General features: G+C 59.9%; 8 protein-coding genes and 3 pseudogenes. 1 reads left to right on the plus strand and 10 read right to left on the minus strand.

Going from position 1 to position 14,707, the window contains the following annotated elements:
• Positions 1–830 precede the first annotated feature (830 nt).
• From BcanWU425_RS33015 to BcanWU425_RS33060, 10 genes and pseudogenes are all read right to left on the minus strand, one after another.
• Positions 831–1,676 (minus strand): ABC transporter permease, encoded by an 846-nt coding sequence (locus BcanWU425_RS33015; protein ID WP_231189239.1) that lies wholly within the window; start codon positions 1,674–1,676, stop codon positions 831–833.
• Positions 1,677–1,681: 5 nt separating this feature from the next.
• On the minus strand, positions 1,682–2,932 hold the full coding sequence (locus BcanWU425_RS33020; RefSeq protein ID WP_231189249.1) for an ABC transporter permease: 1,251 nt from the start codon (positions 2,930–2,932) through the stop codon (positions 1,682–1,684).
• A 75-nt stretch (positions 2,933–3,007) separates the two neighbouring features.
• The gene (locus BcanWU425_RS33025; RefSeq protein WP_231189251.1) at positions 3,008–4,054 is read right to left on the minus strand and encodes an ABC transporter substrate-binding protein; all 1,047 of its coding nucleotides are present in this window, start codon (positions 4,052–4,054) and stop codon (positions 3,008–3,010) included.
• A gap of 67 nt (positions 4,055–4,121) precedes the next feature.
• Positions 4,122–5,240, minus strand: a complete 1,119-nt coding sequence (locus BcanWU425_RS33030) for an ABC transporter ATP-binding protein (RefSeq protein WP_231190962.1) — start codon at positions 5,238–5,240, stop codon at positions 4,122–4,124.
• Positions 5,241–5,972: 732 nt separating this feature from the next.
• Positions 5,973–6,224 (minus strand): annotated as a pseudogene (glyA, locus tag BcanWU425_RS33035) (serine hydroxymethyltransferase); the annotation flags it as partial.
• 76 nt (positions 6,225–6,300) lie between these two features.
• Positions 6,301–7,651, minus strand: a pseudogene (locus tag BcanWU425_RS33040) (L-serine ammonia-lyase).
• A gap of 14 nt (positions 7,652–7,665) precedes the next feature.
• Positions 7,666–8,133, minus strand: a complete 468-nt coding sequence (locus BcanWU425_RS33045; protein ID WP_231189254.1) for a sarcosine oxidase subunit gamma — start codon at positions 8,131–8,133, stop codon at positions 7,666–7,668.
• 88 nt (positions 8,134–8,221) lie between these two features.
• Positions 8,222–11,215 carry a sarcosine oxidase subunit alpha family protein gene (locus tag BcanWU425_RS33050; protein ID WP_445818644.1) on the minus strand — a complete coding sequence of 998 codons (2,994 nt, stop codon included), beginning with the start codon at positions 11,213–11,215 and terminating at the stop codon, positions 8,222–8,224.
• Entirely contained in the window at positions 11,212–11,496 is a 285-nt protein-coding gene (locus BcanWU425_RS33055; protein WP_231189257.1) for a sarcosine oxidase subunit delta, read from the minus strand. The genes BcanWU425_RS33050 and BcanWU425_RS33055 overlap by 4 nt, the downstream gene beginning before the upstream one ends.
• Positions 11,497–11,505: 9 nt before the next feature.
• Positions 11,506–12,756: a sarcosine oxidase subunit beta family protein gene (locus BcanWU425_RS33060; protein ID WP_231189259.1), complete on the minus strand. Its 1,251-nt coding sequence runs from the start codon at positions 12,754–12,756 to the stop codon at positions 11,506–11,508.
• A gap of 959 nt (positions 12,757–13,715) precedes the next feature.
• Between BcanWU425_RS33060 and BcanWU425_RS33065 the strand changes: the two are divergent.
• A pseudogene (locus tag BcanWU425_RS33065) lies at positions 13,716–14,596 on the plus strand (IS3 family transposase).
• Positions 14,597–14,707: the final 111 nt, after the last annotated feature.

Here is a 14,707-nt window from a genome sequence, read left to right on the forward strand (position 1 = left end):
GCCGGGCTAGCTGATGGCGGCGTGCGATGATGCTTTGGTGTCCAAGGAAGCAGCTACAACGCAGTGCGCTGCATCAGCTGGTCTGATGCCCCGTTGCATCCAGGAACGGGAAGAGTGTGGTGGGATTTGAACCCTTGCGGCTCGGTGGAGCAACCGGCGGCACGCGCAGCCATGGCCTACCACAGCATCCCGACCGCCGGGACGGGATCGCTGCGATTGACATATTCGGTCCTTGCAGGGTGCTCATGTCACCCGCGCCGATCAGGAGAAGTTCAAGAGTTTTTGGACGACTTGCAGAACCCGCGTGTTGTCTCATCGCCGAGTTATAAGCGGGCGCGAATCCCATTACGCCGCACCATCGGCGATCGCTCACGGCGAGCGAATGAACAACCTCAGCTTACGTTCGTGCCCACGAGGGGAACGTCGGACTCGCCTGCAGCGCCGACGACAAGGTCAGCCACGCAGGTCCACCGACCCGGCCAGCCAGCATCAACAACCTCGAATCGATCAAACTGTGCACTGCATTTATTGCCGTACGCGAAGGGTTGTCACACAGCAATTGTCTCAGCTCGAAAACGCGACCTGCGCCGCAGGTGCCATGGAGTACGGGTGATACCCGTTCAACGTCGATTCGCCTTTCCCCATCCACTAAATAGCTCCAGGTGCCGTTCGTCAGCGTTCGCAGTAGCCAGCGCGAGCCCGGCGAAAGCAATAGCTATCCGTTCCGGACGATGCGTTTATAGAGGCCCCTCGTCGGTAGATTCGAATGACGTAACCTCCCTGCGCGTACACGAGAGGCTAAACCGGCAGCATCGAATAGAGATATCTACTCACTTGGAGATCTGGGTCGTATTGTAGATGCCGCGCAGCCTCTCGGCGCGGCGGCGCAGCAGTTCGAGGGTGATCAGCATCCCGGCCGCGACGAAGATTAGCACTGTCGCTGCCGCGGTGATCGTAGGATTAAGTTCTTCGCGGATACCAGAGAACATGACTCTTGGCAGCGTTCGCTGCTCGGGACCCGCCACAAAGAGCGCCACGACTAGCTCGTCAAAAGAGGTGATAAAAGCGAACAGGGCGCCGGCAATCATGCCGGGCAGGATTAGTGGCATGGTTACTCTGAAGAACACGAGGATCGGCGACGCTCCCAAGCTCGCTGCGGCAAGAGCGAGGGAGCGATCGAAACCGCTGAGCGTCGCGGTCACGGTGATGAGCACGTAGGGGGTCGCCAGCATCGTATGCGCGAGGATTAGCCCCGCGTAAGAATTCAGCAATCCAACTTCGGCGTAGAAGAAGTACAGGCCGACCGCTGTGATCACTGTTGGCACAATCATAGGAGAGATCAAAAGACCGGTCACCGCCGTTCGAAAGGGAAAATTCGGCCGGCTGAGCCCAACAGCGGCTAAAGTGCCGAGCATGGTCGCGAGCAGGGTGACCGAGAAGGCTATGAATATGGAGTTGAACAGCGCGCCCTGCCATCGGGTTGTTAAGAAGAACTCCTGATACCACCGCAACGACAACGACTGCATCGGATAGGTGAAGAACGGCACCGAGTTGAAAGAGAGCGGCACGATCGCGAGGATGGGCGCAAGAAGGAACAGCAGGACCGCCCCACCGAGCACCCGGTGAAGGAAGTACCAAGTCCTTTCGATTGGAGATCTATAGGCGGAGACAGTCATCGCTTTTACCCCAGTCGGACCCGGTCGACGCCAACCAGCTTGTTGAACAGGCAATAGAGCACCAGGGTGCCGGCAAGTAGGATGGCACCGAGGGCTGAAGCCATACCCCAGTTGAGCTCGTCGGTGGTATAGCGAGCGACGAAATAGCCGACCATTTGGTCAGCGGGGCCTCCTACTAGTGCGGGCGTGATGTAGTAACCAAGGCAGAGAATGAAAGTCAGCAGGCAGCCTGCAGCAACACCAGGCATCGTTTGCGGGAAATATACTTTCCAGAAGGCGTAGAACGGGCCGGCGCCGAGCGAGCGAGCTGCCCGAAGGTGGCTGGGGGAGATGTTCTTCATTACGCTGTATATTGGTAATAGCGTGACAGGAAGCTGGATGTGCGTCATCGCAATTACGGTCCCGACACGATTAAAGATCAGCTCAGCGGGCTGTGATATAAAATGTAGCGCCAGTAACGTGTCGTTGATGATGCCGTGCTCCTGCAGAAGAACGACCCAGGCCGTTGTACGCACTAATACTGATGTCCAGAACGGTAGCACTACCATGATCATCAGCAGATTGCTGGATCTAGGCGACAGTGTTGCAAGGAGATAGGCAACCGGGAAGCCCAGCAGCAGCGTGGCGGCGGTCACGCCAATGCTGATTCCCACCGTTCGCAGGAACGCGTCGTGGAAGACCGCGCTCTCCGGCGGAGTTGCGACGACTTGGCCCTCTGAACCGTACTGGTAATCGAACGAACGCAGCAGATAAAAAGCCGTATAGGCTGAGCGTCCGCGCTTCAGTACGCTCCAGACGTCATGCCGCTCCCAAAGTGGTTGGATCTCGATCAGCGCTGCTTTGTAGGGCCCCCCCGAGAGTGTGGTCGCTTTGCGGGCACTGGAGGTCACGGCGCTACTAGCGCCAGGTATTTCATAGTTGATCCGCTTACCGATTAGCGCAGCAGTCTTGCGAGTCCAGGATTCTCGTAAGTCGTGCGCGAGAGCCGCAAAGGTAGCCTCGTCGGGCAGCTGTTGGCCGTTCCAGGTGCGCAACGCGGCCATAGTTCGCGGCAGCTGCAGCAGCAGTGTCTCGTCATGGACCGCGTTGAACATCACGCGGCCAATAGGAAAGACGAAAGTGACAAGCACGAACAGGAGAAGCGGCGTTACGAGCGTGAACGCCCTCAGTTTGCGCCGGCGGTCTACCTGTTGCAGTTTGATCCGCAGCGAACTGCCATCCGGGCTGCGGGCAGTTTGCGCGGCCATTGCTGTCATGGGTTCTCTCTTGGTTCATCTGTTGGTTGCTGAGGCGAGCGGAAGACCCCTCGCCTATCGTATCCTTTCGGGCCTTTACTTGGAGACCCAAGCAGTAAAACGCTGGCGCAGTTCCTCGCCGTTGTCAGTCCAGAAACTGGGGTCGATGAGCAAGGCGTTCTGCATGTGCTCCGGTGAAGTGGCAAGGTTGCGCAAGATGCCTGGATCGACCAGAGGGATAGCGTCCATGTTAGTGGGTCCGTAGTTTATGTACTGGGTCAGGCCAGCCTGCCGGGCCGGCGAAGCGGCAAAGGAGATGAACTTGTACGCCTCGTCTTGGTGCGAAGTGCCCTTGGGAATTGTCCAGAGAGTTGTAGAGACTAGCGGGGCGTCCCACATCATCTCAAAATGCTTGCCAGAGTTTTTGATTGCCTCGAGAATCCGGCCGCTCGTTGCCGTTACCATGACGACTTGGCCGTCGGCGAGCAGTTGTGGACCTTGGGCGTTCGTCGTAAACCAGACAACGTCCTTTTTGATTGTATCGAGCTTCTTGAATGCTTGGTCGACTCCCTCGCGTGTGCGGAGCACCTTGTACACGTCCTTGACGGCTACGCCGTCAGCGACCAGCGCCCACTCGATGATACCCCACGGAGTCTTTTGGATGGCACGCTTCCCTGGAAACTTCCTCAGGTCGAAGAAGTCGGCCATAGTAGCCGGGCCGTTGGGCAGCTTGTCCTTGTCCCAGGCGATGATGTAGCCATAGGCGTTGTTAGGAACGCCGCAGTCGTTCTTCTCCTGGTCGGTGAACTTCGACCGGTCGAGCCCAAGCCGTTTCCAGTCGATCACCTCGATGATGCCTTCGGCGCACATTTCCGCGGCCTGGCCTGCGTCCGCGTGGGCCACATCCCAAGTCACGGTCTTTGACTTGACCATCGCGCGGACTTTGGCGATCTCACCATTGTATTCGTCCTCGATGATCTTTATCCCTGTCTCTTTGGCGAAAGGCTCGTAGTAGGTCTTGCGCTCGGCACTCTGGTAGACGCCTCCGAAGGAAACGATCCTTAGCTGATCATCCGCCAAGGCAGGCGCCAGTGGCAGCAGCGCAATGACCGCTTGGGCGGCGACCTTTAAGAATCTGTTCATAGTGCAATACCTCCTCTAAATGCCGCCCTGAGCGGGAAGATTTAAGCGAAAATGCCGTTCAGTTCCGCTATTGCTTGAGGTCCAACGTGCCACCTGGTTCGTCAAGTGCACGACAATCCTCCACTTTCCAACCAACTGTGATCGTCGCTCCCCCCTCGGCTTGCGTCATACCTTCCAAATTCGGCAGCTTGACCACGAATTCGCTCTGGCCGCAGACCGAAACTCGGATGCGCACTTGATCTCCTAGATAGATCAGCTCTTCGATCCTCGCGCTGAAGATATTGGGCAGCGAGCCAGGTTGCGGATTCAGCCTTACTCGTTCCGGCCGCAGGGACAGTATGGTTGATCGGCCAACTGCCTCGACGTTGATAGCCAACGCTTGAACATTTCCGCCCCCCGGAACTTCCACCGTGCAGGTCACGCCGTTCACTGCCACGACCTTGCCGGGCAACCTATTGTTCTCACCAATGAATTGAGCGACGAAGGCGTTGCACGGCCGCTCGTATAGTTCCACCGGCTTTGCGAGCTGCTGGATTACGCCATCGTTAAACACCGCTATGCGGTCAGACATGGTCAGCGCTTCGGCCTGATCATGCGTAACGTAGACAACAGTAACGCCGAGATCCTCGTGGATATGCTTGATTTCCAACTGCATCTGCTCGCGCAGCTGCTTGTCGAGTGCTCCGAGCGGCTCGTCCATTAGTACGAGCTTCGGATCGAAGACAAGCGCACGGGCAAGTGCGACTCGCTGCTGCTGACCACCGGAGAGCTGGGCGGGCCGGCGCCCCCCATAAGGACCAAGCCGGACCATCTCAAGTGCCCGCTTGATCCTAGCCTCGCGCTCAGCCCTGCCGAGCTTCCGAACCTTGAGTGGGAAGGCGAGATTCTCGGCTACCGTCATATGCGGAAATAGCGCGTAGTTCTGGAAGACCATACCAATGTCGCGCTTGTGGGGCGGCATCTTGTCGATGGGGCGTCCTTCCAGGAAGATCGAGCCGCGGGTTGGCGCTTCGAACCCAGCAAGCATCATGAGGGTGGTCGTCTTGCCCGACCCCGAAGGGCCTAACATCGTCAAAAACTCACCGCGCGCGACATCTAGATTAATATCCCTTACGACGAGCGTTTCGCCGTCGTAGGTCTTCTGAACGTTCAAAAATTTTACAAAAGCACTATTGTAGTCTGGCATTGCGTCCACCTCCGCCCCACGCTGCTCGGCGATCGCGACACCTCCTATTAGACCGGGCATTGCAGTCTTTTCACCGTCAGGAAGGCGCAAGCGGGAAGAAACGTGCACAAGGCGCCCTGGGCTCGCCAAAAAGCTCACTACATCCTCCCCTTCTTGAGCAGACCATTCACTGGAAAGTGTATTCTTGCCGTTGGCGGAAGCATTAACCGACCCGGCCAGACGAAAGCCTTCGAGATAGCGTGTTTTTGCTTTGAAATTCTGCGCGCGATCAGAAGTCGCGAAGGTTTTAGGCCCGAGGCCGTCAGTGTTCGTGGGAGCATGGCGTCCAATAGTTGTCCGACGCTCGGGCCGATCTGAGTTCCCACATCTCCATGCGCCGAGGACGTCTGGCACATTGGACGTTCGTTCAGCAGCTTTGGAGTCTCGGGGGTTTGTAAGCCGAGCGCCGCTAGCAGACCGTGAGGGATAATCCGGCGAGCTCATCAGGTTGCGTAGTTGAGCGTATTTTCCAGAGATGGCGTGGAAGTTTTCAAGCAGCGAGTGAGACGGCCGCTGTAGTCGGTGGACCTTCTCCAAATGGGTGGACACCTGTAGTTGGTTTGAGCGGTCGATCGATCGGGGCGGTCGCCAAGGAGCTCAGTCTGCGCGAGAGGGCCCTGCCGGGTTAGCATCCGGAACATCAACAACTTCGCCGGATACGGCTTGATTAGCCCGACTGCCCGAGCTCGGCTACACATTGGCGAAACCGCATTCGAATAACTTACAAGCACGCTCAATCGCCAACGTTTCCGCGAGATCCACGAACTGGCAACCGCCGTAATAGCGGCGCCCCGGATAACCCTTCGCATATTTGTTGGTCATCACTGAACCTTGCGCTTCAAGCGCAGCTCGCGGAACGATACTCTCGGAGGCGATGAGTTCGATCTCATTGCGCTGGCGGCCAAGTTCTAGCGTGATGGCCCGAGCAATCTCGGGGTCACGTTGCATGAGTGAGCCGGTAAAACAGAATCATCGGCAGCGCTGGGTGTCTGCGGTGCAACATTCATGGCGTTTCTCCTCTTCAGCATTCGACCCAACTGACCGCGAGGCCGCCCAAGGACGTTTCCTTGTATTTGTCCTGCATGTCGGCGCCGGTCTGCGCATCGTGGCGACGACCTGGTCGAGACTCACTTTGTGAGCCCCGTCGCCGTGCAGCGCCAAAGAGGCCGCGTTGACTGCTTTAACCGCCCATGCGTTGCGTTCAATGCATCGGATCTGGACGAGCCCATTTATGGGATCGCATGTCATGCCGAGATGATGTTCCATTGCGATCTCAGCGGCATTCTCAATCTGCGTATTGCTGCCACCTAACGCCGCCGCGAGACCTGCCGCCGCCATGGAGCTGGCAACGCCGACCTCGCCTTGACATCCAACTTCCGCTCCCGAAATCGACGCGTTCATTTTAAACAGAGCTCCAATCGCTGTTGCAGTGAGGAGGAAGGTCTCGATCCCCTCTTCAGAGGTGCCAGCGCAGAAGTCATGGTAGTAGCGAAGCACGGCCGGAACAACGCCCGCCGCGCCGTTGGTCGGCGCTGTGACCACCTGTCCGCCGGCAGCGTTTTCCTCGTTGACAGCGATAGCGAAAACGCTGAGGAAATCCATGACTTCATGCGCCGATCGGTCATTTACGAGGCGTTCCGATTTCAATGTTGATAAATGGCGGACGCGCGGCGCTTCACCTTCAGCCCGCCCGGCAATTCACCGGAGGTCGAAAGGCCGCGATCTATGCAGGCGAACATGGTTCTCGCGACACGTCGCAAATGATCGCGCACTTCGTCGGCAGGTCGCGAGGTGGCTTCGTTTTCACGAATCATCGCGGCGATAGGCAACCCATGCCGTTCGCCGAGGATCAGCAACTCGCGGGCATTTGAGAAGGAGAAATGCGTCGCCCCATTTGCGGGCTGCGCAGCGCCGAGTTCGTTTTCCGGGATCACGAACCCGCCACCGACGGAGCACCAACGCTCTTCCCTCAGACATTCGCCGCTGTCGCCATAAGCTGCGAAGCGCAACGTGTTGGGATGACGCGGCGGGCGAGTCTGCTTATCGAACTGGAGATCGCGCGCCGCTTCAAACGCGATCGCTTTGCGACCGTCCAGGACAAGACGCCGCTCGCTGCCGACGCGCGCGAGCAGAGCCTGCGCATGATCGGGATTTACGGTGTCCGGCCTTTCGCCGGACAAGCCGAGGATTATGGCGCGGTCCGTCGCATGGCCTACACCCGTCCCGGCGAGCGAACCGTAGAGTGTGACTTCAATTCGAGCGACTTCGGAGAGGTCGCCGGCAACGAAGGACGCCGCGGCTTTCGTCGGCCCGACCGTGTGTGACGACGATGGACCGATGCCAATTTTGAAGAGGTCGAATACGCTGATCATCTCATTGCTACCGGTCAGAGCGAAGAATTGTCGGCGCGGGCCGCTTCGAGAAGCGCGCAGACGTAGGGTGCGAACGACCGCCAGACCTCGACGTGAAAGCTATCCGATTGCTGCCGCCATAGAATGATTTCGGCCTTTTCGAATATCGTTCGCACGACGGCGCCGACGGGAAACGCCGCAAGCGAGATATCCAGAGGTACGCCCGCATTGAGAAGCAGTTCCGCGCCACGCCCCTCGACAGCCAGCGCAGTTTGCCGATGCGAGATGTCAACGAGAGAATGGGCGATGCCACTAAGCGCGGCTTCCAGTTTCGCCTGAAGCGCGGGGGTCTCCTCCTCCGGCGCAATCAGCAGCCATTCGTCGGGGCCGAGCCAGAGCGCTACGCGCGCGCCGTCAGCGTTGAATTCACGCGACGTCATCGGTATGGCGACGCCAAACGCTTTGCCAGCAGCCGCGACCGCGTCCACGCCGCGCAGCAACAATCGGGTCGCCGCGGGCGCTGTCCTCAACGTGACGCCCGTGACGGGCGCCGGTGGTAGATCGACCGGCGCCCGACGGGTCTGGGAAAGATCAAGCATTGATACGCACTCCGTCTGGATCGAAGAAGATGGGTTCAACGACTCTGACGGCGATAGGTCCACTCGCCATCGGTGCATGAAGCGTCTCGCCCATACGCGCGCGTCCGCCTGCAATTATCGCCAGGGCGATTGATCGGCCGAGCGTCGCGCTCCAATAGGCCGAAGTGACATGGCCAAGCGCTGGCGTTCCCTTTACGGGCGTGGCTTCGGCCGTGATTTGTGCGCCCTCCTCAAGGACGGTCGCTGGATCGTCGGTCAACAAGCCGACGAGTTGCTTTCGGTTCGGCGCGATGAGGTCGAGGCGGCGCAAGGAACGTTTGCCGACAAAATCGCGCTTGTTCTTGCCGATTGCCCAGTCGAGAGCGAGGTCGGATGGGGTAACCGTGCCGTCAGTTTCCTGCCCAACGATGATATAGCCTTTCTCAGCGCGCAGCACGTGCATGGTCTCGGTGCCATAGGGCGTAAGGCCATGCGGGTGGCCTGCCTCATAGATCGCCTGCCAAATTGCCGGACCATGGTCGGCGGGAACGTTGACCTCGAAGCCGAGTTCGCCGGTGAAGCTGACGCGGAACAACCGCGTTGGCACGCCGCAGATCTTGCCCTCGCGCAGGCTCATATGCGGCATTGCGACGGCGGAGAGGTCCATGCCCTCAACGAGCGGCGCGAGAATTTCGCGCGCCTTCGGTCCCTGTACCGCGACCACGGCCCATTGCTCGGTGGTCGAGGTCAGCCAGACCTTCAGGTCCGGAAACTCGGTCTGAAGATAATCCTCCATATGCGCAAGCACGCGCGGCGCGCCGCCCGTCGTCGTTGTCACGTGGAATCGGTCGTTCGCCATGCGACCGACGACGCCGTCGTCGATGACGAAACCGGCTTCGTTGAGCATCAGGCCATAGCGGCAACGGCCAACGCCGAGCTTGGCCCAAGGATTAGTGTAGAGCCGCTCCATGAATTCGACGGCGTCAGGGCCGACGACTTCGATCTTGCCGAGGGTCGTCGCGTCGAAAATTCCGGCATCTTTCCGCACAGCGAGGCCTTCGCGATTGACAGCGGCATGCATGGATTCGCCCGCCTTCGGAAAATACCACGCGCGCTTCCACTGCCCGACGTCCTCGAACATGGCGCCCAAGGCCTTGGCTTTGGCGTGCATTGGTGTGCGGCGGATCGGATCGAAGAGATCGCCACGCGAATGGCCCGCGAGGGTCCCGAAAGTTACCGGGGTGAAGGGTGAGCGGAACGTCGTCAAGCCGACCTCGGGAATTGCCTTGTCGAGCGCCGTGGCGGCGATGGCGAGGCCGTTCATGTTCGAGGTCTTGCCCTGATCGGTCGCCATGCCGGTCGTGGTGTAGCGCTTGACGTGCTCGATGGATCGCATGCCTTCGCGCACAGCGAGCTTGATGTCTTTAGCGGTGACGTCGTTCTGAAAATCGACGAAGGCCTTAACCTTCTGCGGATCGCGCGGATGCGGAACTGCGCCATGGAACCCGCCGGAGGGCGCTGTCGCATCCGAGACAACGAAGGCGCGTTCAGTTGGCGCGCCTACCGCCGCAGCGCCGACGGTATGGCCCTCGGCGAGGGCGGCGGCGAGATCGAATACGCCGTTGCAGGCGCCTGCGGAACGTTCGTTTTGCGCGGAAACGCCCGGGACATATATTTGACGTAACGCGTCGAAGGTCAGCTTGCCGCGCGATTGTGAGAACAGATGCACCGCGGGCGTCCACCCACCGGCCATCAGGACGAGATCGCAGCGGACGGATGGGCCGGAGATGGTCGAACCGTCAGCGCCCAGCGCGCAGAGGCTCGCGCCGGTGACGCGAGCGCGTCCGGATACGCCTGAAACCGCCGTGGCAAATCGGATCGGCAGCCCCGCCGCCTTCGCCAACACGAGACCTGGACCTTCCGGAGCGCGGCGAATATCGGCGATGGCGACGATCCTGATGCCCGCCTTATGTAGATCGAGCGCCGCCGCATAGCCGGTATCGTCGGCAGTGAACATCACGGCCTTCTTGCCGGGCTTCGCGCCGTAGCGGTTGAGGTAGGTGCGCGCGGCCGAGGCGAGCATCACGCCTGGCCTGTCGTTGTCGGGGAACACGAGCGGGCGTTCGATCGCGCCCGTCGCGAGAACGACTTGTTTCGCTCGAACCTTCCATAGCCGTTCACGCGGCGCGCGTGCATCGGGCGCAGCGACATGCTCGGTCACGCGTTCGGCGAGGCCGACGAAATTTTGCGCGTAGTAGCCGAAAGCCTGCGTGCGCGCAAGCAAGGTGACATTCGCCATCGTCTTCAATTGCTGGAGCGTTGCGGCGACCCAAGCCCGCGCGGACTGTCCGTCGATGGTTGCGTCTACTTCGTCGAGCAGACCACCTCCCATTTCCGCTTGTTCGTCAGCGAGAATCACGCGCTTGCCTGTTTGCCCGGCCGCGAGGGCGGCGGCTAGTCCCGTCGCCCCAGCACCGACGATGAGAACGTCTGAGAAGGCGTATTGCTGCGCGTAATGATCCGGATCGGGCGCTGTCGGCGCGACGCCCAGCCCCGCCGCGCGGCGGATGAACGGCTCGTAGATCGTCTTCCACGCGCTCACAGGCGCCATAAAAGTCTTGTAGTAGAAACCCGCGCTGAACAGCCCCGCCGGAACGAGATCGTTGATCTCGCCGATATCGAAGCTGAGCGATGGCCAGCGGTTTTGGCTGTTCGCGACCAACCCTTCGTAAAGCTCGACCTGGGTCGCGCGCAGGTTTGGAGCGGTGCGTCCCGCACCGCGATCGACGTCCACCAGCGCGTTCGGCTCCTCGGCGCCGGCGGCGAGGAAGCCACGCGGGCGGTGGTATTTGAACGAGCGCCCGATGAGATGCACGCCGTTGGCGATCAGCGCCGAAGCGAGCGTATCGCCCAGATAGCCTTGATAGCGCCGCCCATCGAAGCGGAAGTTGAGCGGGGCGCCACGATCGATCCGACCGCCTTGGACCATGCGAAGATTGTTGTTCATCGCACCGCCTCCGGTCGGGCTTGGCCCGCCTTGTATGTCGTCTGGATCTTGTCGGTCACGGTGTCGCGCAGGCAATTGAAGAAGCGACCGCAGCCGTTGGTGTGTCGCCAACGCTCGGCGTGCAGCCCCCTGGGATTCGCCCGAAAATAGAGGTATTTCGCCCAATCCTCGTCGGACATGGTCTCCGGATCGGCGGGACGCGCGATATGCGCCTGGCCCGCGTAGCGGAATTCCAGTTCCGGCCGATCCATTTCGCAGTAGGGGCAATGAATGAGCAGCATGACGTTACCTCAATGCGCGACGGCGGCGGCGGCGGCTTCGTCGATGAGACGCCCCGTGCCGAAGCGATCGAGGGTGAACGGCGCGGCGATCGGATGCGGCTCGCCGGTCGCAACCGTATGCGCGAACACATGCCCAGAACCGGGCGTCGCCTTGAAGCCGCCGGTGCCCCAGCCGCAATTGACGTAGAGCCCCGGCACAGGCGTCTTGCCGATGATCGGCGAGCGATCCGGGGTCACGTCGACAATGCCACCCCAGTTGCGCAGCATGCGCAGGCGGCGGACGACGGGGAACAGTTCGCAGATCGCATCCAACGTGTGGCTTGCTATGTGCAGGCCGCCGGTCTGAGAATATGACGTGTAGGCGTCTGTGCCCGCGCCGATGACCATTTCGCCCTTGTCCGATTGCGACATATAGGCGTGGATGGTGTTGGACATCACAACGCAAGGCATGATCGGCTTGACAGGCTCCGACACCAGAGCTTGCAAGGGATAACTCTCCAGCGGCATCTGCACATCGGCCATGCCCATGACGACACTGGTGTGGCCCGCCGCGACGACGCCGATTTTCCTGGCGCCGACAAAGCCGCGCGTGGTGTCGAGGCCGCTGACCGCCCCGTTCACATTGCGGCGAATGCCGGTGACCTCGCAATTCTGGATGATGTCGACACCGAGCGCCGAAGCGGCGCGCGCATAACCCCACGCCACGGCGTCATGCCGCGCCGTCCCGCCGCGTCGCTGCAAGGCTGCGCCGATAATGGGATAGCGGACATTCTTGCTGATATTCAAGATCGGGCAGAACGCCAGCGCCTCCTCGGCGCTCAGCCATTCGTTGTCGATGCCGGCGAGGCGGTTGGCGTGGACGTGGCGCTTGAAGACCTGCACATCGTGGATGTTGTGCGCGAGCATCATCACCCCGCGCGGGGAATACATCACATTGTAGTTGAGGTCCTGGCTGAGACCTTCCCATAGTTTCAGCGCGTGCTCGTAAAGCGCCTCGGATTCTTCCCAGAGGTAGTTCGAGCGGATGATCGTGGTATTGCGACCGGTGTTGCCGCCGCCCAGCCAGCCCTTTTCGATCACGGCGATATTCGTGAGGCCATGCTCCTTGACCATGTAATAGGCGGTCGCGAGGCCATGTCCGCCGGCGCCGACAATAACCGCATCGTATGCGGCCTTGGGTTCCGGCGAACGCCATTGCTCTGGCCAACCCATATTGCCGGCGAAGGCCTGGCGAAGCAGGCTCACAAAAGAAAAGCGCATGGCGTATCCTCGACGTTGGCCGGAAGCATGAGGCTTCAGACCGGCTCAATGCGAGTAGAATTGCGCCATTTCGCGAGGAGAATATCGCTGATGGCCAAGATTCTGTGCGTTGCTCGAGCGACTCGCCCACGTTTGCGACCCCGAGGCCTTGTCTGTGGATGACTCCAATCAGACATGCCGCCCAGCGAGTCGGCCTCGGTCGAAGGCATTCGTTTGCGCCAGTGCGACGGCGACTCCCCGAGTAATTTCGGAACTGGCGGCTGAAATGCGCTCCGTCAACGAGACTCGTCAGCGATGCGATGTCGGCGACTTCCGCGCAGGTCAGCACGATCCGGGCTCTCAGAGCCAGCGCCTGCGCCGTCTTCCGCCGCGTCGTCAGCGCCTTCAGTTCGGCGCGCTCTTCATCACTCAATGTCAGGGAGGCAAGTTGCCGGACCGCCATCAGACCCTCCGTCACTGTTGCTGCCTCCAGCCTTGGCACAGCGACGCGAAATTGCGAATCTACGATTCCGGACTTGTGACTCGGGACACTAGGTGATGATGGGAGCACGACAACCGCATTCGATGGTCGGCCTCCTCGCGTGCCTTGAAGCGGTCCGCGCATTTCTTGGAGCAAGGGGCCGTTCGCCAGAGGTAGTAAACCGCTCATAGCGGGTCGCCCCTGCAACTTCTTTCGCAGTTTCTTCGCGTTTTGAGTGTAACGACATCCTAATCCAATTTAATGCAATGAGCGGGCCGGCCACGCGCAAATCCTGCGTTCTGCCGCCTTTCTTCGACGGATTTCAACTAACAAGGCAATGAGGTGTGTGTCGAGTAGTCGTCTGGAGCCAGGACCGCCAACGTCTTGCCCTTGCGTGTTCAAAAGGTGGCAATCCAATTTCTGACGTGCCCCCGCCAATTTAGGCCAGTTTGAACTGGAATTTTCCATTTATGATCCCTGACGGGACGAGGAGAGTTCCATGAAGGCATCGAAGTTTTCAGAGGCGCAGATCGCATTTGTTTTGAAGCAGGCTGAAGATGGCTCGGCAGTGGCAGAGGTCTGCCGCAAGGCCGGGATCAGCGAGGCGACGTTCTACAATTGGCGGAAGAAATATGCTGGCCTGTTGCCCTCAGAGATGAAGCGGCTGCGTCAGCTTGAGGAAGAGAACAGCAAGCTGAAGCGGATTGCCGCCGACCTGTCGTTGGACAAGGCCATGCTTCAGGATGTGCTGAAAAAACAGCTCTAAAGCCTGGCCCCAAGCGTGAGCTTGTCGAAAGGTGCGAAGTGACTGGAAGGTCTCGATCAGGCGGGCCTGCTCGGCTCTTCGGATCGATCGCGCACTGTACGTCTACAAGTCGAAACGCGGCGACCAGGCCGCTCTCAAAAGTCGGATCAAGGACATCTGCGAGCCGCGGGTGAGATACGGCTATCGCCGGGTCCATGTCCTGCTGCAACATGACGCCTGGGCCATCAACGTCAAACGCGTCTATCGTCTTTATCGGGAGTTAAGCCTGCAATTACGCAACAAAGCGCCGAAGCGTCGCGTGAAGGCCAAGCTGCGCGAGGATAGGACGGAAGCACGCCAGATCAATGAGACCTGGGCAATGGACTTCGTTCACGACCAGCTCGCCACGGGCCGCAAGATCCGTGTTCTCACGATTGTGGACACCTTCAGTCGCTCAACGGCAAGTTCAGAAGCGAGTGCCTGAAGACACGCACTGGTTCCTGAGCCTTGACGACGCGCGGCAGATAATGGAGGATTGGCGCAGAGACTACAACGAAGTCCGGCCCCACAGCGCGATCGGCAATAAGGCGCCGATATCGCTGTTGAATGGCTCATCGGCGCCCCAGCCGGCATGAGCATAACCCCGGCAAATTCCAGCGCCGGCTCGCCTAGTTTTGGGGAGCACTTCATTTCTGGCTCCAGCTCTTGCCATACTTGGATGCTAACTGGGATGCAGGTTTGGTGCC

Source organism: Bradyrhizobium sp. WU425, assembly GCF_021052305.1.
Classification (GTDB): domain Bacteria; phylum Pseudomonadota; class Alphaproteobacteria; order Rhizobiales; family Xanthobacteraceae; genus Bradyrhizobium; species Bradyrhizobium canariense_D.